Here is an 18,417-nt window from a genome sequence, read left to right as displayed (position 1 = left end):
ATCAGCCGGATTCGAAGGTCGCCGGGTCCGGGCCCAGTCGCCGGTCCTCGTTCAGCGCGCTGATCGCCGCGAGGTCCTCCGTGTCCAGGCTGAAGTCGAAGACCTCGATGTTCTCCTTGATCCGGGACGGCGTCACCGACTTGGGGATCACCACATTGCCCAGCTGGAGGTGCCAGCGCAGCACGATCTGGGCCGGCGTACGCCCGTGCTTCTGGGCGATGGCCACGATCGCGGGGACCTCCAGCAGGCCCTTGCCGGAGCCGAGCGGGGACCAGGCCTCCGTGGCGATGCCCTGCTCCGCGTGGTACTCGCGGGCCGCGTGCTGCTGGAGATGCGGGTGCAGCTCGATCTGGTTGACGGCCGGGATGACCGACGTCTCGGCGAGAAGCCGATCGAGGTGCTCCGGAAGGAAGTTGGAGACACCGATGGCCTTGGCGCGGCCGTCCACGGCGAGCTTCTCGAACGCCTTGTACGTGTCGACGAACCTGCCCTTGGCCGGCTGCGGCCAGTGGATCAGATACAGGTCGACGTACTCCAGGCCGAGCTTCTCCAGGGAGGTGTCGAAGGCGCGGAGCGTCGACTCGTACCCCTGGTCGCCGTTCCAGAGCTTGGTGGTGACGAAGAGGTCCTCGCGGGGGACGCCGGACGCGGCGATCGCCTTGCCGGTGCCCTCTTCGTTGCCGTAGATCGCGGCCGTGTCGATGCTGCGGTACCCGGTCTCCAGCGCGGTGGCGACCGCTCGCTCCGCCTCGTCGTCCGGCACCTGCCAGACGCCGAAGCCCAACTGGGGCATCTCGACGCCGTTGTTCAGGATGATCGGGGGGACCTTGCTGCTCACGAGCTCTCGATCCTTCAGTCGTCGGAGTGGTGCTCCCATCGTCAACGATCACGGGCCGTGGTGCATTCCTGTCCGGGGAATCCGTCGGAACTGACCGATGAGTCGGCGTCGGAGGAGCGAGATTGGCCGGAAATCCATCCGACGTCTTCGGTCCGGACCATTGACCCAGGAACGTCCCTGCCGCGACGCTGGTTCGCGCCGACGGCTGAGTCGATGAACTTGGTACATGGATGTGAACGCTTGTGCCCGTCTGGGCAGTCGCAACCCCCCACCCCTCGTCTTTCCGTGCCCACCGAACAGTCGGAGCGGCAGAAGGCATCGGAAGGCACCGGAAAACATCGGATGAAAAGGTGACCGCCTCACCATGAGACGACATCTGTAGACGGCACTGACGATCCCTCGCCCTCACCGCCGCCACCCTGACCGTACGAACGTCGGCGACTACGCGTGCCACATCGCCCGCACCCGGGCCACCAACGACTTCCATGGCTTGGGTGCCTTCCTGATCATGAACGAACAACTGCGACGAACTACTGAGAGGTGATGAGTGTCATGAGCACATCTAGGAGGACCCTGTTGGGTGCCGCCCTCGGCGGGGCCGCCGGAGCGGCCGTCGGTCTGCCGACCGCCACCACCGCCCACGCCGCCTCCTGGCAGCAGAAATGGGCCCCGTCGGCGAGCGCGAACGGCCTCGGCGCCTTCGAGACCATCGAGGACGACCGCGCCGACTCCCACACCTCCGCGAGCCCGCACATCTACGCCACCGGCAACAACTGGCGCTTCAACATGCACACCGTCGACCGCGACACCTCGACCGACCGCCAGCGCCAGGAGGTCACGGGCCTGCGCAACGGAAGCGGCAGCAACTACCTGAAGTGGACCGAGGGCCAGACCTGGCGGGTCACCTACTCGATGTACATCCCCAGCTCGCTCAAGGCGACCACCACCTTCACCCACATCATGCAGATGAAGCAGCCGGGCAGCGGCACCTCGCCGCTCGTCGTGCAGTCGCTGCGCCGGGTGAACGGCGTGCAGACCATCGAACTCAAGCTGGCCATCGACAACATCCTGATCGGCCGTACGAACCTGGAGCCGCTGCACAACAAATGGACCGACGTCGACTTCCAGATCAAGGTCGGCAACGGCTCGGCGGGCACGGTCCGTTGGATCCTCACGTCGGGCGGCTCGACGGTGATCGACGCCTCGAAGACCGGTGTCGACACCTTCCTGGCCGACCGGGTGCGCCCGAAGTGGGGCATCTACCGCTCCCTCGGCGACACCTCCGGGTCCCTCCAGGACACCTACCTGCTCCTCACCAACCTCCGCGGCTACCAACTCGTCTGAGGAGCCGTCACATGCCACCACCCCCCACGCTCCGAACCCGTGGCGCGGCGACGATGGTCCTGCTCGTCCTCACCGTCGTCCTGGGCCTGACCAACCCCTCGACCGCTCTCCCGGCCCCGCGACAACCGGTCCCAACCTCCGCCGTGGACAGGGCCGTTGCCGCCGCCCCGCGTGAACTGGACAACCCCCGCCAGGAGTTCCTGCGCAACTCCGTCGGCGGCCTCTTCCTGCACTGGGGTCTGCGCACCGCGCCCGCCCACACCGACTGCACCGCCTGGGAGAACGACGTCACCAACGGCGGCTGGACGCCCGACTACTGGGTGCGGGAGGCGCAGAAGCTGCACACCCAGTACCTCGTCCTCGCCAGCTTCCACAGCCGCCTCGGCTACGCCCGCGCCTGGCCGTCGGACATCCCCGGATCCTGCTCCACCCGGCGGGACTTCCTCGGCGAGCTGATCACCGCGGCCAAGTCCAAGGGCCTGAAGGTCATCCTCTACATGACCGACGACCCCCAGTGGCACGCCGAGGGCGGTCACGAGTGGCTCGACTCGGCCGCGTACTCCGCCCACAAGGGCACGGACGTCGACCTGACCACCCGTGAGGGCTTCGGGCAGTACAGCTACGACAACTTCTTCGAGGTCATGGACCGTTACCCCGACCTCGGCGGGTTCTGGATCGACAACGACAACGCGTACTGGGAGAGCCACGACCTCTACCGGCAGATCTACGAGAAGCGCCCGCACTACACGCTCAGCAACAACAACGAAGACACGCCGATCATGGACATGGTCAGCAACGAGCAGAAGACAGGAATGACCCCGGCCTACGACTATCCGCAGGCCGTCTACACCGCCCAACCCCGCCTGACCGAGGCCGACTTCAAGCTGCCCTCGACCGGGGCATGGTGGTACGACGGCTCCGACCCGGCCGTCGACAGAAAACTCACCCTGGGCCGTCTGATCACCAACGTGGGCTCCTCGGTGAAGGCCCTGATGGCCGAGACCGCCCAGGTCAACGGCAGGTTCCCGGCGAACCAGGCCGCCTTCAACGACTTCGCCGACTCCTACCTGGACCCCATCAGGGAGTCCCTGCGCGGCACCGAGGGCGGCGGCTACATGTACGGCGGCCTCAAGCCCGGCTTCTGGAACGACGGCGCGCACGGCGTCACGACGATCAGCAGGGCGAACCCCGACCGGCAGTACGTCCACGTCCTGACCCCGCCCAGCACCAGCACCCTGCGCATCCGAGACAACGGCTACCGCATCGCCTCGGTCACCAACCTCCGTACCGGAGCGGCCATTTCGTGGTCCCAGTCCGGCGGCGTGCTCACCCTGACCGGGCTCGGCGACTGGGATCCGTACGACACCGTCTTGAAGGTCACCACGGCCGGCCGTCAGGGCATCCTGACCGGCGTCACGACCAGCGCGAGCGCCTCGACGAGCGGTCACGCCGGATCGGCCGCCGCCGACGGCGACCACCTCACCTACTGGGACAGCGACAAGGCCCTGCCCGTCGACCTGACCTTCGATCTCGGCTCGGTGAAGCGGGTGCGGTACATCGGGCTCAACCAGCGCGAGGACTCCGTCGCCTACGCCCGCTCCGCCACCGAGCAGTCGGCGCGGATCAAGGACTACCAGGTCCATCTGAGTGACGACGGCTCCGACTGGGGGAGCGCGGTCAAGGCCGGGCAGCTCCCAAGCCACCGTGGAATCCAGGTCATCGACCTCACCGCGGCCGATGCCCGGTACGTCCGCGTGGAGATCGACTCCACGTGGGCCGCCGCCACCGACACCACCCGCCACCAGCGGCTGCGGATCGACGAGGCGTGGATCGGCAGGGCGTACGCGACGCCGGCGGCCCGGAAGCCGTACAACCACCGGGCGGGGGTGGACATCACCTAGGGACGGAAGGGGGTCAGGCCCGGTACAGGGCCTCGACCTCCTTCGCGTACGCGTTCTCGATCGCCTTGCGCTTCAGCTTCAGGGACGGCGTCAGCAGACCGTGTTCCTCGGTGAACGGCTGGGCCAGGATGCGGAAGGTGCGGATCGACTCGGCCTTGGAGACCAGGGTGTTCGCGGCGACCACGGCGCGCCGCACCTCCTTCTCCAGGTCCGGGTCGCGCACCAGTTCCGTCGGGGTCAGCTGGGGCTTGTCGCGCATCGTGAGCCAGTGCTCGACCGCCTCCTGGTCCAGGGTGACCAGGGCCGCGATGTACGGGCGGTCGTTGCCGACCAGGATGCACTGGGCGACGAGCGGGTGGTCCCGGACGCGTTCCTCCAGGGCCCCGGGGGAGACGCTCTTGCCGCCCGAGGTCACCAGGATCTCCTTCTTGCGGCCGGTGATCGTGAGGAAACCGTCGTCGTCGAGGGAGCCCAGGTCGCCGGTGGCGAGCCAGCCGTCGTGCAGGGTCGCGTCCGTCGCCTTCTGGTTGTTCAGATAGCCCTGGAAGACGTTGTCGCCGCGCAGCCAGATCTCGCCGTCGTCCGCGATGTGCACGGTCATGCCCGGGATGGCCTGGCCGACCGTGCCGTACCGGGTGCGCTCGGGCGGGTTCGCGGTGGCCGCGGCCGTCGTCTCCGTGAGGCCGTAACCCTCGTAGATGTGGACGCCCGCGCCCGCGAAGAAGAGCCCGAGCCGCCGGTCCATGCCCGAACCGCCCGTCATGGCGTGCCGTACGCGCCCGCCCATCGCGGCCCGGATCTTGGAGTACACGAGCTTCTCGAAGAGCTGGTGCTGCATCCGCAGGCCCGCCGACGGGCCGGGGCCCACGTCCCAGGCCTTCTCCTCCACGGCCTCCGCATAGCGCACCGCGACCTCGACGGCCTTCTCGAAGGGGCCCGACTTGCCCTCCCGCTCGGCCTTGCGGCGGGCCGCGTTGAAGACCTTCTCGAAGATGTACGGCACCCCGAGGAAGAAGGTGGGTCTGAAAGCGGCGAGGTCGGGCAGCAGGGCCGCCGCGTTCAGCTGCGGCTGATGGCCGAAACGCACCCCGCCACGGATCGCGGCCACCTGCACCATCCGGCCGAAGACATGCGCGAGGGGGAGAAAGAGGAGCGTCGCCGCCTCGTCGCCCTTCCGGGAGTGGAACACCGGTTCCCAGCGCTCGATGACCGTGTCCGCCTCGAACATGAAGTTGGCGTGGGTGATCACACAGCCCTTGGGGCGGCCCGTGGTGCCGGAGGTGTAGATGATCGTCGCCGTCGAATCGGGCGTGACCGCGAGCCGCTGCCGGTGCACCATCTCGTCGTCGAGGTGCGCCCCGGCCTCGTACAGCTCCTGCACGGCCCCCACGTCGAGCTGCCACAACTGACGCAGCTGAGGGAGGCGGTCGATGACCGTGGCGATGGTCATCGCGTGGTCCTCGTGCTCCACCATCGCCGCCGTCACCTCGGCGTCGTACAGCATCCAGAAGACCTGCTCGGCGGAGGACGTCGGATAGACGGGCACCACCTGGGCGCCGATCGTCCAGAGCGCGTAGTCGAAGAGCGTCCACTCGTAGCGCGTACGGGACATGATCGCGACGCGGTCCCCGAACCGGATGCCCTGGGCGAGCAGGCCCTTGGCGAGGGCGAGGACCTCGTCACGGAACTCGCCCGCGGTCACGTCCCGCCACTGACCGGCCTCGTCCTTGCGGCCGAGCGCGACCCGGAGGGGGTCCTCCTGGGCATGCTCGTAGACCACGTCGGCCAGTCCGCCCACGGGCGGCGCCAACGCCAACGGAGGGTTGGTGAATTCGCGCAAACCCGCTCCTAGTGACGCTCCGGCTCGGCGCGGTGAAAGCTACCTCACAGCCCTGTGTCGCGGGAGGGGGTGCCAAACCGAGCGGTGTTCAGCTTCGACGCTGCCACCGGGCGGAAAATACGTCTGTATGGGTAGGGGACGGACAGAATTTCTTACGTCGAAGTAAGTTCCGGTCCCGTAATCTCCACCGAATCCGACCGAGCCGATCACCGCCCGTACCAGGCCTCTTGGGACGGTCTTTAAGCTTCCGGCATTCCTCTCGGGTGACGGCCCGGCTCTCTCTGTCTGCGTTTCGGAGGCCGTTCCTGTCACACCCGCGCCGCTACGACGCGGGTCCGGCAGGGGCATACGACGGTCACAGATGCAGCGTCATGATCAGACGGTGCTCACCCGGGCCGAAGTAGTCCTTCCGCTCGTCGATCTGTTCGAAGCCGCAGGAGCCGTAGAGCGCGATCGCCGCGCTGTTCTCGGGGTCCACCGTGAGCTTGGCCTCGACCACGCCCTCGGCCCGCAGCTGGTCGAGCACCGCCGCCATCAGCCGGCGCCCCAGGCCGTGACCGCGCAGCCGGGCGTCGACGCCGAGTCCGAGGATCCAGCCCTGCTTCTTGTCGGGGCTGGTGCCGGCGAGCGCGTAGCCGAGCAGTTCGGTGCCGTCGTCCAGGACCAGCAGATCCGGTCCGTGCACGTCGAACAACTGCCGGAGCACGAAGAAGGGATAGGCGAAGTCCGTGAAGATCTCCGTGTCGAGCCGTTCCAGGTCGGGCAGGTCCTGCTCGGTCGCACTCCGCATCCTGACCTGCCGGCCTGAGATGACAAGAGCGCGTCCCGCGAAGGGAATCGGAAGTGGATCACCGGGGAGTGGAGTCATGCCGTTCCTTCGAGCAAGTGGGAGAGCGGGAGCACGGGGAGAACATATGGGAGACGAGTTGTCGGAGACGGACTTGCGCTTCCGTGTCCCGGGACTTGTGCCCGTACTGGGGCCGCGCGCGCCGTTGGCTTCTATCATGGGTCGATCGGGCCGAGGGGGGCAGGGAGTGCGCGAGCCGATTGTCGAGGTTCTCAACCGGGATGTGCCGTGGGACTCCTTCGACGTCTCCGCGTATGTGGAGCACAACTACCAGAACCTGGCGCCTGAGGACTCCGAGGTCCTCGCGATCGTCCGTGATCATTTCGCCGCCCACTTCCGCGAGAGCACCCAGGTCCGCGCCGGCCGGGACGGCGGACAGGCGGCGTTACGCGGCCTGGACGTCGGTACCGGAGGAAACCTCTACCCGGCACTCGCCATACTCCCCTGGTGCCGGGAGATCACGTTGTGCGACCGCTCCGAGTCCAACGTGGGCTGGCTGAAGGAGCAGAAGGCCGCCCTGCTCGCCTCCGGCGGCGAATGGATGTGGGGCCACTTCTGGGACATCCTGCGTGAGCGGACGGCGTACCACTCGATCGAGGAACCGCGCGGCGGCCTCGGTGCCGCCATCCGGATTCAGCGCGAAAACCTGTTCCAACTGCCGCCCGTCACCTGGGACGTCGGCACGATGTTCTTCGTCGCCGAGTCGATGTCCACCTCCCACGACGAGTTCAAGGAAGCCGTCGCCTGCTTCCTGCGCGCGCTCGAACCCGGCGCCCCCTTCGCCGCCGCCTTCGTCCGGGAGTCGAAGGGGTATCCGGTGGGTTCCCAGTTCTTTCCCGCCTGTTCCGTGGACGAGACGGAGGTGCGCGACAGCCTGGACCAGTACGCCGAGAAGGTCGAGGTCAGTGTCGTCTACCCGGCGGAGCGCCCGCTGCGCGAGGGCTACACCGGAATGATCGTCGCGTGCGGCCGGCGCAATTCCGAACTGGCCGGACACCACGACCGTTGACGGAAGGGGGAGCGGATGCAGATCAACCCGCGGCAGCAGCTGCTGGACATCTGGTCGAGCCTCGTGCGCCACTCCGTCGCCGACGGGAAGTGGAACTGGGGCGAGCGTGACACCCCCAGCAGCGTCGAGGACGCGGAACGCCTGCTCTGCCTGATGTATCCGGCCACGGAGATCCCCACGTTCCAACTGGTCCAGCCCGACCTGATGCAGTCCGATGTCGAGGCGGCCCTGAAGGGCCTCGGCGGCCGGCAGGAGATACCGGCGGCCCTCTGCGAGATCCTCCAGGACTTCGTCACCATGCACACGGCCGAGGACCTGCGGCCGAGTTTCTCCGGCGGCGGCTACTTCGCGCCGCAGGACCCCGGGCAGGAACTGACCGACGAGCAGCGGGCGCTGGGAGTCGTGGACTCGTTCTCCATGTCCGTCTCGCTCTGCCTCGCGACCCTCGGCTTCCTCAAGGTCCACACCACCGTGATCCCGCCCCACAGTCCCCGATGGCAACTCGCCGAGGACCTGAAGGAGGCCTGCGAGGCCCGGCTCACCGCCGCCATGGTGAGCCTCCTGCGCTCCTTCACCGTGCGTGCCTTCGACGCGGAGTCCGAGCAGGGCCGGCGGTTCTGCCGCCTCATCCGGCAGGGCGAATCGGCCGACCGGGTCGTCGTACGGGAGTTCCAGCGCAGGTTCAGATCCCTGCGCGCCACCCTCCGGGACGCCCTCGTACTCGGGGTCGACGTCAGCGAGGGCCTCTCCGAGGACCATCAGCTGTTCGAGTGCGGCTGGGCGTGGGGCATCGTCCGGGACGCACCGCAGGTGGAGACCGCGGAGGAGATCGGACGGCAGCCCGAAGGCTGCGCCGAACCGGTCCCGTCGCTCTACTTCACCGTGGTGGCGCTCGACGGCATCGCGGACCTCTTCTCCGATCGCACCCTCACCATGGGGCTGCTCACCATCGAACAGCAGCGGCTCGCCGAGGCGTTGAGGCTGCGCTGGGAGGTCACCCAGCAGTACTGGTCGGGCATCGCGCGGTTCAGCCAGGACAAGTGGCCCCTGGAGGACATCCCCTGGCGGACGACGGCCGACCAGCTCGAATCGGAGTACTTCTCCCTCTCCGTGGCGGCCATCCTCGTCCATGACCTGGTCCGCAGAAGGGCCACCGACGACGATCTGACCCGGGTCGTCGGCGTGATGGAACGGCTCGCCGAACGGGGCCGCGTCACCAGCCGGCTGACCCAGGACGACACGGCACTGCGCCTGCACACACCCGGCATCAGCCTGCCGCTGGCCGGCGGCGAACTCCTCGGACCGCCCATGCGGTGGACGGTCAACGACTTCTCGGCGCAGCTCCTCAAGCGGACCGTGCAACTGGCCGACCTGGCACGGAACCTGACCGCGCAGGACCGGCTGCTGCGGCTGGCCGAGCACACCATGGGGCATCTGTGGCTGCGACGCGTCCCGGAGGGCGAGGGCGTCGGACTGTGGGACGGCGTCCGCGGTGCCCTGCCCGGGGCGCGGACGCCCGAACGGCTCTCCTGGAGGTTCACCGAACGCGTCGTCGAGGGCATGGTCGTGGCCCGTCAGCTCTTCGCACGGCCACCCCTGCGCAGCGCGGACCTGGCCGCGTTCGCCCGGGACCTGATCAGTGAGGCGACCCATCTCCTGGGCGTCGAACAACAGGAACCCCTGGTACGGGCCGACGGCGCCCACGGTCTCGCGCTGAAGAGCATCACGGTCCGGCTGCGCCGCGCCCGGCAGCTCGCCGACGAGCAGCCCGGCACGGCCGCCGCCCTCACCCTGGGCGTCCTCACCGACCTCGACACGCTCGCCTTGGCCAGACACACCGCGGCGCGTGAGCCGTGATCGTGTTCGCGGCCTCCGACAAGGGAGGCACCGGGCGCTCGGTCACCACCGCGAACCTCGCCTACCGCAGGGCGCTGGCCGGTGACGACGTCTGCTATCTCGACTTCGACTTCGGATCGCCCACCGCGGCGGCCGTCTTCGAGGTGTCGAGCGCGTTGCGCGGCATCGAGAAGGGCGGACTGCACTCCTACTTCCAGGGCCGGAGCAGCGAACCGGCCCGCCTCGACGTGTGGGCCGGGACCGAGCACCCCGAACTGCGGCCGAGGCCCACGGGTTCGGGCCGTCTGGTGCTGCTGCCCGGTGACCGCGGGGGCGGCGAGTTCAGCCTCGACCGGGACGCCCCGCACCGCTGCGTCGACCTCTTCCTGCGGCTGAACAACGAGTTCGACGTGATCATGGTCGACCTGAGCGCGGGGCGCAGCTTCGCTATGGATCTGGTACTCGAAGCGACCTCCCGGCGCGAACTGAGCGGCCTCGTGGTCCGGTGGCTCGTCTACCACCGCTGGACCCGGCAGCATGTGATCGCCGCCGCCGGACTGGCCTTCGGCGACCGGGGCATCGTCGCGGGAGGCACGGCCCACGGCCACACCGAGGACGAACTGCGCGGCGCCATACGGTTCGTACGGGCCGCGGTGCCGGACCTCGACTCGCCGCAGTGGTCCCATGTGACGCCCGCCCAGTCCGCGTGGATGCGCGAGCGCGGCCAGTTGCTCGACGAACTCGCCGCGCAGTGCGAGGTCGGGTTCAGCAGGGTGCTGGGCCGCATCCCGCTGGAGCCCGTCCTCCAGTGGCGCGAACAGCTCATCACCGACGAGGACGTACTGGGCTCCGGGATCGTCACCATGGAGACCCACCGGGCCCTGGAGGATCTCGCGGGCAAGCTGTCCGACGACGATGCGTGGGGGCAGCCGTGACGGACTCACCGCGTGCCGACGCCCCGCGTACGGACACCCCGCCCGCCGGCTCCCCGGGCGCCGGCTCTCCGCCCTCCCCGTCCCCCGGTTCCGTGTTCCGCGAGAGCACCGCGCAGCCACGTATCCGATCCGTGCCGCTCGCTCATGTCTCCCTCGAACTGGGCCACTTGTACCGCGAGGACTTCGAGGCCGGCCCCGAGCGGGTGCGCGCGCACTTCGCCCGGGTGAAGCCCCTGCTCGAAGCGGTACGGGCGCTGGCCGGCGTCGGGGCGGCGCGGCCCCGGATCAGCACCTGCTTCTTGGTAGACGACTACTTCACGCCCTTCTCCTCGCCGGCCGAGGTGATTCCGGTCGTGCTGGCCGAGGCGGAGCGGACCGGGGTGACCATCGACTACCTGGCCCGGGAATCGGCCTGCGCGGTCGCCGACGGCGTACCGCTCGCCGAACTCGTCGAACACCGGCTCATCGAGTCGCCCCCGCCGGGCAGCGACGGCTCCCGGCCGCCCGTACGGGAGACAGGCTGGCTCGCCAACGGCCGGCGCGGACCAGGCACGGGGCCGCGCGAGGCCATGGCCCCGGCGACCGTGTGGCGGCCACCCGCCGAGAACGCGGCCCGACGACACTCGATCTTCACGGACGTGGAGCTGTGGGACGAGCACGAGGGGCGGCGCACCTGGTCCTGCGCTTTTCTCGCCGCCGTCTGGCAGCTGGCGCGTCTCGGCCTGCTGCGCGACCGCGGCGGCCCCGCACCGCACCCCCGGGACCGGCACGGCGAGGGCTTTCCACGGGACTGGAAGGAACTGCCGCCGCTGACCCGGCTCAACCCCGCCGCGGCACCCTTCTGCGCGTACCTCACCTGGTCCGTGCTTCCGTCGAGCTTCCTGGCGATCGAGCACGCGGTCTCCGTCGTCCTCGACCAGGTCGCCGTGGACCCGGAAGCGCTCGACCAGGTCGCCCGGCGCTCGGCGAGCGAGGGCGTTCCGGTGCCGGCGGGAATCGCCGAGAGAGCCTTCTACGTCTTCTACCCGGAGCCCTGAGATGGCCGCCGCGGGGGAGCGGCCGGACACCGTGCTGGCCTGCGGCGAAGTACGGACCACGCTGCTCGCGAACTCCCGTTCGCTCGCGGTCGGGGAAGCACGCGAACTGCTGCGGCTGGGCGCGGCGGACGGGGTCCGGCACTCGACGCGCCCCAATCTGTACGTCGTCTCACCGGACGTGCTCACCGGGGTGGACTGTCTGCTGCCGACCGCCACCGGCACCAGGGTCCGTGCCGTCGGCACGGTCGGCGCCCGTGCCGCCCTCACCGAGGGCCGTGTCCTCCAGTCCTCCGCGCGCTTCTGCGTCTCCGCCGCCGGAGACGACCAACGCCGGTCCTGGGGCCGCTATCTGGCGGAACCCGGAGTCCTGCGGCCCGTCGGCCGGCTGCCCGAACCGTCGTCCGTCGCCGAGGGGTTTCTGGAGGACCGGGAGCAGTCCGGCCGGCCGGCCCTCGGAGCGGTCGCCGAGCGGCTGCTGGCACAGGTGCTGCGGCATCCGCTCCTCGACCACCGGCCACCCGTCAAGTCCCGGCGCACGCACCTGCGTTGGGCGGCCCTGCGGGCAACGGGGGCCACCCGCCCGTCGATCGAGCGCTTCACTCTCGCCGAGGACGGCCTGCGCACGGTGAAGCTGTGGCTGCCGGAGGGGACGGACTGGGCCGCGGCCGAGACCTTCTGCGCGGATCTGGCCCTGCACGACTGGCTGTTGACCACCCTGGCACGCCTGGTCGAGCGCGGCGGGTTCGGTTCCACGGACGGCCATGAGGCGGTACGGGCCCTGCGCCCGGCCGTCGGTCTGCTGCACCTGTGGATGCCGATGGCACGCACGGAGAATTCCACGACCGCGCTGTGGGAAACGTTGGAGAGGGAGCCCGGTTTCACCCGGCAGTGGCAGACACTCGCGCAGCGGATCAGGGATCAGCTGGCCCTGCGAGCCATTCTCGGTGGACCCGGAAGTTGAGGAAGAGCGGGGGAACTGATGGCGCAGCCCTGGTCGTCGTCGAAGGTGCTGTTGAAAGTCGGAATCACCGGTGTTCTCGGAGGCGGCAGCTATGCACTGACCAATCTCTTCGAATCCTCCGAGGTCGCCAAGATCACGCTCTCCGTACTCGTCGCGGGTTCCGCGCTCATCGTCCAGTTCATGATGGATTTCGAGAGCGGTACAAGGCGTCTTGAGCAGAAGTTCGACGATCACGCGCAGGCCGTCGAGGAACGCGTCAAGGAGGGGTTCGCGCGATTCGGGGAAATCACCGGTTTCCTGGGCCGGCTCGACACGGACACCGGCCGCGCCGAGGAGGTCGAACGGCTCGTGCGCAATGTCGCCGCACTGGACCCCGCCCGCGCGCGCATCTTCCAGGCCTTCGCCGACGCGGAGATCAGCAGGGTCGCCGGACTGCTGGGCGACCTGGGCGGAAGATACGTCGACTACGAGGGGGAGGACCGCGAATGGCTGCTCACCCTGGCGCGCTGCGCGAACAGCACCATCGACGCCGCGAGCACGCACGAGGACCTCGCTTTCTGGAACACCGATCTGGGGCGCCGCTATCTGGAGGCCCAGCGCGAGGCGGTCGACCGGCGCCAGGTGACGATAAGGCGGCTGATCATCGTGGACACACCGGAGCAGATCACTCGGGAGATCGAGAACCTGAGGGTCCGGCAGGTGCGGGCCAATATCGACGTGAAGATCGCTGCGTTCTCGGAGCTGCCCGAGGAACTGAAGATCTTCCCGGTGAACAACTTCGTGGTTTTCGACGGGGCGATCAGCTACGAAGTGAGCCCTGACTTCAGTACGGCCCGGGGACAGACGAACGAACCGGTGAACCCGATGATCGCCAGCACGAAACTCGTCCTGCGCACCACGGACGTCGACAAGAGGATCGAGCGGTTCGACGCCCTGTGGGCCGAGGGGAACTAGGGGAGACAGGATGAGCAACAGGTTGGCGGTTCTGTCGAGACTGCTGGTCACCCTGATGGCCGGAGGCCTGGCCTATGTGGTCACCAATCTCTATGACATGCCGGGGGCGTGGCGGGCCACCCTTGCCGTCGTCATCGCCTCGGCCGTTCTGATCATTCAGTACGTGGTCGACATGGAGCGTCGCATCATGGCGCTCGACCAGGATCTGCACGACTACCACGAGAAGATGCGGGAACTGGTGAGCGGCAGTTTCGCCAGTATCAACGAGGCGACGCGGCTTTTCGGGATGGTCGAGGGGTCGGCGCTGCGCACCGACGAGGTGACGAGGCTGGCGCGCGGCGCCACGCAGGTGGGGGCCGGCGGACCCGATCTCATGCGTACGTTCGCGCGCGCCGAGATGGACAGACTGGCCTCCCTGATGGAGGACATGAACCAGGGAATCGTCGATCACGACGGCGAGGACCACGAGTGGCTGGTGACGCTCACCCAGTGTGCCGTCTCGTCCATCGACGCGGTCAGCCCCGCGGCGGACCGCGGGTTCTGGACCACGACGACCGGCCGCCGCTATCTGTGGGCCCAGCGTGAGGCCATCCAGACGCGGGGGGTGCGGATTCGCCGGATCTTCCTTGTGGCCACGTCCGACGAGGTCGACGCCGACCTGGAGCTTCAGCGGGAGAGCCACCAGAACCTGGGCATCGAGGTGCGGGTGCTGGCCGTGAGCGACCTCCCCGCGACCACGAACCGCGGACCGTCGAGCGACTTCATCGTCTTCGACGACTCGCTGACCTACGAGGTGGGGCTCGACCTGGACGGACGGAACGCCAGGACGACGCTGAACCTCCGCGCCGACCGGGTCGCCGAGCGGCGCGAACGCTTCACCGAGTTCTGGGAGGCGGCCCAGTAGTCACCAGCCGGTTCCCGCTCGTGAGGATCGCCGCCGCCAGCGCGTCCGCCGCGCTCTGGGCCGACGTACGACGACGGCCGTGGACCAGGACGAAGTCGACGCGTCCCAGCTCCGGCAGCCCGAAGCGGTCGGGTACGCGGACCAGGCCGGGCGGGATCAGTCCGCGCGAGTGGGCCATCACACCGAGGCCCGCCCGGGCCGCCGCGATCAGCCCGTTGAGGCTGCCGCTGGTGCAGGCGACGCGCCAGGCCCGGCCCTGCTGCTCCAGGGCCTCCATGGCGAGGGCGCGGGTGATACCCGGCGGCGGGTACACGATCAGCGGCACCGGGCGGTCGGGGTCAAGCCGGAGCCGTTCCGCGCCGATCCACACCAGCTCGTCGTGCCACACCGGCTCGCCGCGCGGATCCTCGGGGCGCCGCTTGGCCAGCACGAGGTCCAGCTTTCCGGCGGCCAGTTGCTCGTGCAGGGTGCCCGACAGCTCGACGGTCAGCTCCAGATCGACCTCGGGATGGTCGTACCGGAAGCCCTCCAGGATCTCCGGCAGCCGGGTCAGTACGAAGTCCTCCGACGCCCCGAACCGCAGCCGGCCGCGCAGCCGCGTGCCCGTGAAGAACGCCGTCGCCTGCTCGTGCACATCCAGGATGCGGCGGGCGAAACCGAGCATCGCCTCACCGTCCTCGGTCAGCTCCACGGAGTGCGTGTCCCGGGTGAACAGCTGCCGTCCGGTCGCGTCCTCCAGGCGCCGCACATGCTGGCTGACCGTCGACTGGCGCAGCCCGAGCCGCCGGGCGGCCTGCGTGAAGCTGAGCGTCTGGGCCACGGTCAGAAAGGTCCGCAGATGAGAGGGGTCGTACACACCCTCCACGCTAGCGCGTCATCGCGAAACGTGATGACAGTCAGAGCGGTGTACAGGATTCCCGATCACGAACCCGAGGAGGACGATGGAAAGGGCACGACCGTCCTTGAACCTGACGTCCCTGTCCCTGAGTAGTGGAGCACCGTGAAACGCCTGAAGTGGCCGAGCTGGATGCCGATCGACCCCTACATCCTGCTGTTGCTCGGGACGGTGGGCCTCGCGGCGCTCCTCCCCGCGCGCGGGACGGGCGCCGACGTCGCATCCGGTGCCTCCACGGCCGCCATCGCCTTCCTCTTCTTCCTCTACGGCGCCCGCCTCTCCACCCGCGAGGCGCTGGAGGGACTGAAACACTGGCGGCTGCACACCACGGTCCTCGCCTGTACGTTCGTCGTCTTCCCGCTGCTCGGCCTCGCCGCCCGTGGACTCGAACCGGTGTTCCTGACCCACGACCTCTACACCGGTCTGCTCTTCCTCACCCTCGTCCCGTCCACGATCCAGTCGTCCATAGCCTTCACGTCGATGGCCCGGGGCAATGTGCCCGCCGCGATCTGCGCGGGCTCCTTCTCCTCCCTCGTCGGCATCGTCGTCACCCCGCTGCTCGCGGCCACCCTGCTCGGCAGCACCGGCGGCGGCTTCTCGCTCGACTCGCTCCTGGAGATCGTGCTCCAGCTGCTGGTCCCCTTTGTCGCCGGGCAGCTTCTCCGCCGCTGGATCGGCGCGTTCATCACCCGGCACAAGAAGGTGCTCGGACTGGTCGACCGGGGCTCGATCCTCCTCGTCGTCTACACCGCGTTCAGCGAGGGCATGGTCGAGGGCATCTGGCACCAGGTCAGTCCGGCGCGGCTCGCCGGACTGCTGGTCGTCGAGGCCGTACTCCTCGCGGTGATGCTGACGCTCACCTGGTACGGCGGCAAGGCGCTCCGCTTCAACCGCGAGGACCGGATAGCCATCCAGTTCGCCGGCTCGAAGAAGTCCCTGGCGGCCGGCCTCCCCATGGCAAGCGTCCTGTTCGGCCCCCAGGCCTCCCTGGCCGTACTGCCCCTGATGCTCTTCCACCAGATGCAACTGATGGTCTGCGCGGTGATAGCCAAACGCCGCTCGCAGGACCCGGTGGGTTCGGGTGCGCAACGCGCCCCGAAAGGGGCGCGGGGAACTGCGCGACAAGCCCCCACCGGGCTCGCGGCCGACGAACGACCTATCGCCCGGAGCGACTCGCGGTCACCTGGTCCAGAGGCAGCCAAAGCACCGTATCGCTAGTGGCCGCACCCGGATCCACCGTCGCGGTCATGGCCGCCGCGGACAGCTCGGCCGAACTCAACGCCCGGTCCCACACCCGCACATCGTCGATCGCACCACTGAAGTGCTGCAAACTGTCCATCCGTTCCCCGATGTGCACCCCGAACGCCGAGTTGCGACTCACGGACCCGGTAACGTCCGCGACACTCACCGCCGTACCGTCGACGAAGAGCGTGAACTGCCCACCGCCACGACGCAGAGCGGCAAAGTGCCACTGCCCGTCGTTGTACGTGCCCACGGACGTCGCCGACGCCGTCCTGACCGCCGACGCGCCGTCCCGGACGGTCATCAGCCCCCGGACACGGTTGCTCGCCGGCTCGGCGCGCAGCCAGACCTGCGGCTGGGTCGAGCCGACCCCGCCCATCCACAGCAGCGGCCGGTCGCCCGTCGTCGCCGTGGTCCGGAACCAGAGGGCCACCGTGAAGTCCTTCGTGCCGAGCGGCAGCCGGTCGCTGTACGGGAGGCGTACGGCGTCGTCCACGCCGTCGAACTCCAGTGCGCCACCGCCGAACACGCCGGTGGTCTGCGCGGCGCCGCCGAGAACGGCGGCCGGGCGGGCGCCCGGGGCCAGGTCACGGGTGGTCGGGTCCGGGCCGCGTGCCGGTGTCAGCCAGTCCTCGGAGAAGCGGGCGAAGCGGATCTCGTCGCGTGCGTCGACGGTGCCGCCCTCGTACAGCAGACCCACCATCGTGTTGTCGATCTTCACCAGATCGGAGTAGCCCGACCAGTCCCGGGTGACGACCGTGCCCCGGTCCACGCTGTCCCAGGTGCGCCCGCCGTCGTACGACGAGCGGATCATCATCGTCCGGCGCCGGTCGGGGTCGCCCGGGCAGGCCAGCAGTACGCGGGCGCCGAAGCCGACGGTGGAGCACTGGACCTGGGGCGCGTAGAGGTCCGGGAGGGCGTGGAACGGGGTCTGGAAGCTGCTGCCGCCGTCGGCACTGAAGGCCTGGGTGCGGTGTCCGAGATCCGTACCGTCCTGTTCGCGCCCGCTGACCAGGATCACCCCGTCCGGGCGCTCGGAGAGCGTCACCTCGGAGGGTTTCTGCCGGAAGGTGCCGTCCGCCGCGATCGGCCAGGTGTCGGTCGCGCCGACCTTCCAGTGGTCGCCGCCGTCGTCGCTGATGATCAGCGCGGCGTGGTTGGCGCTGATCCGGCTGCCGTCCCACGTCTCGGTGTTGACGCCGAAGACGAGCCGGCCCGCGTGCGCGCCCCGGGTGAGCTGGATGCCGTGTACGGGGCCCGTCGCGTACCAGGAGTTCCACTCGGGCGGCATGATCTCGGCGCTGAGGTCGCGCGGCTCGGACCAGGTCAGTCCGTCGTCGTCGCTGTACTGCAAATGGGGGCTGCGGTCGCAGGGCACCGGGCAGTTGCCGCCGCCCCGGCCCGTGTTCCAGGTCTCCGCGAGGAGGATGCGGCCGGTATTCCGGTCCACGATCGGCGCCGGGTTGCCGTGGGTGTCGACCCCGCCGTCGTCCACGACCTGGAGCGGGCCCCAGGTCAGCCCGTCGTCGGTCGACCGCTTGACGACGATATCGATGTCACCGGCGTCCCCGCAGTTGTCCTTCCGCCCCTCGGAGAAGGCCAGCAGTGTGCCCTTCAGGGTCCGGACGACGGCCGGGATGCGGTAGCAGGCGTAGCCAGGGTCCTGGGAGGCCCGGAAGAGCACCTGCTGCTCGAACGTGGCCGTCGGGGTGGCCTGTTCGGCGCCCGCGGGGCTGGGCAGCGCGAACAGCAGAGCGGCCGTGGTGCACACGGCCGTGAGGGTGGATCTGAGACGTGCGCGAAGACTTGACGGCATGTGCGGCCCTGCCCTTCAACGTCTGGACTTCATGCGTCTGGACTTCAGAGTTCGGAAC

Annotated in this window: 15 protein-coding genes; 10 read left to right on the top strand and 5 right to left on the bottom strand. The window is 69.1% G+C overall.

The annotated features are described in order from the left end of the window. Position 1 precedes the first annotated feature (1 nt). Positions 2–838 (bottom strand): aldo/keto reductase, encoded by an 837-nt coding sequence (locus tag OG787_RS07115; protein WP_369031264.1) that lies wholly within the window; start codon positions 836–838, stop codon positions 2–4. A 552-nt stretch (positions 839–1,390) separates the two neighbouring features. On the opposite strand from OG787_RS07115, the gene OG787_RS07110 reads away from it, so the two are divergent. Both OG787_RS07110 and OG787_RS07105 read left to right on the top strand, forming a co-directional pair. Beyond that, on the top strand, positions 1,391–2,182 hold the full coding sequence (locus OG787_RS07110; RefSeq protein ID WP_369031263.1) for a Tat pathway signal sequence domain protein: 792 nt from the start codon (positions 1,391–1,393) through the stop codon (positions 2,180–2,182). A gap of 11 nt (positions 2,183–2,193) precedes the next feature. Further along, a complete protein-coding gene (locus tag OG787_RS07105) occupies positions 2,194–4,083 on the top strand; it encodes a discoidin domain-containing protein (protein ID WP_369031262.1) in 1,890 nt (629 codons plus the stop codon). Between the two features lie 13 nt (positions 4,084–4,096). Here the strand turns inward: OG787_RS07105 and OG787_RS07100 are convergent, their stop codons facing one another. Continuing rightward, positions 4,097–5,923: a long-chain fatty acid--CoA ligase gene (locus tag OG787_RS07100; protein WP_369031261.1), complete on the bottom strand. Its 1,827-nt coding sequence runs from the start codon at positions 5,921–5,923 to the stop codon at positions 4,097–4,099. Between the two features lie 355 nt (positions 5,924–6,278). Continuing rightward, a complete protein-coding gene (locus tag OG787_RS07095) occupies positions 6,279–6,713 on the bottom strand; it encodes a GNAT family N-acetyltransferase (protein WP_369031260.1) in 435 nt (144 codons plus the stop codon). A gap of 244 nt (positions 6,714–6,957) precedes the next feature. Here OG787_RS07095 and OG787_RS07090 point away from each other — a divergent pair, with 244 nt between their 5' ends. From OG787_RS07090 to OG787_RS07060, 7 genes are all read left to right on the top strand, one after another. After that, the gene (locus tag OG787_RS07090) at positions 6,958–7,779 is read left to right on the top strand and encodes an SCO2525 family SAM-dependent methyltransferase (protein ID WP_369031259.1); all 822 of its coding nucleotides are present in this window, start codon (positions 6,958–6,960) and stop codon (positions 7,777–7,779) included. 15 nt (positions 7,780–7,794) lie between these two features. Continuing rightward, complete coding sequence (locus tag OG787_RS07085) at positions 7,795–9,636, top strand: SCO2524 family protein (protein ID WP_369031258.1); 1,842 nt, start codon at positions 7,795–7,797, stop codon at positions 9,634–9,636. After that, entirely contained in the window at positions 9,633–10,550 is a 918-nt protein-coding gene (locus tag OG787_RS07080; RefSeq protein ID WP_369031257.1) for an SCO2523 family variant P-loop protein, read from the top strand. Before OG787_RS07085 ends, OG787_RS07080 begins: the two co-directional genes overlap by 4 nt. Positions 10,551–10,642: 92 nt before the next feature. After that, the gene (locus tag OG787_RS07075; protein WP_369031376.1) at positions 10,643–11,587 is read left to right on the top strand and encodes an SCO2522 family protein; all 945 of its coding nucleotides are present in this window, start codon (positions 10,643–10,645) and stop codon (positions 11,585–11,587) included. Position 11,588: 1 nt separating this feature from the next. Then, on the top strand, positions 11,589–12,548 hold the full coding sequence (locus OG787_RS07070) for an SCO2521 family protein (protein WP_405534595.1): 960 nt from the start codon (positions 11,589–11,591) through the stop codon (positions 12,546–12,548). 18 nt (positions 12,549–12,566) lie between these two features. Then, positions 12,567–13,502, top strand: coding sequence for a hypothetical protein (locus tag OG787_RS07065; protein WP_369031255.1), 936 nt, complete (start codon positions 12,567–12,569; stop codon positions 13,500–13,502). A gap of 10 nt (positions 13,503–13,512) precedes the next feature. After that, positions 13,513–14,406, top strand: a complete 894-nt coding sequence (locus tag OG787_RS07060; protein WP_405534594.1) for a DUF6879 family protein — start codon at positions 13,513–13,515, stop codon at positions 14,404–14,406. Here OG787_RS07060 and OG787_RS07055 read toward each other — a convergent pair. Further along, entirely contained in the window at positions 14,378–15,262 is an 885-nt protein-coding gene (locus OG787_RS07055; protein ID WP_369031253.1) for a LysR substrate-binding domain-containing protein, read from the bottom strand. The genes OG787_RS07060 and OG787_RS07055 overlap by 29 nt on opposite strands. A gap of 171 nt (positions 15,263–15,433) precedes the next feature. Here OG787_RS07055 and OG787_RS07050 point away from each other — a divergent pair, with 171 nt between their 5' ends. Further along, positions 15,434–16,519: a bile acid:sodium symporter family protein gene (locus OG787_RS07050; protein ID WP_405540437.1), complete on the top strand. Its 1,086-nt coding sequence runs from the start codon at positions 15,434–15,436 to the stop codon at positions 16,517–16,519. Here the strand turns inward: OG787_RS07050 and OG787_RS07045 are convergent. Beyond that, complete coding sequence (locus tag OG787_RS07045) at positions 16,458–18,359, bottom strand: exo-alpha-sialidase (protein WP_405534593.1); 1,902 nt, start codon at positions 18,357–18,359, stop codon at positions 16,458–16,460. The genes OG787_RS07050 and OG787_RS07045 overlap by 62 nt on opposite strands. Positions 18,360–18,417: the final 58 nt, after the last annotated feature.

The organism is Streptomyces sp. NBC_00075 (assembly GCF_045041225.1).
In the GTDB taxonomy this organism is placed as follows: Bacteria; Actinomycetota; Actinomycetes; order Streptomycetales; family Streptomycetaceae; genus Streptomyces; species Streptomyces adonidis.
This window is presented reverse-complemented; position numbering and strand designations above follow the sequence as displayed.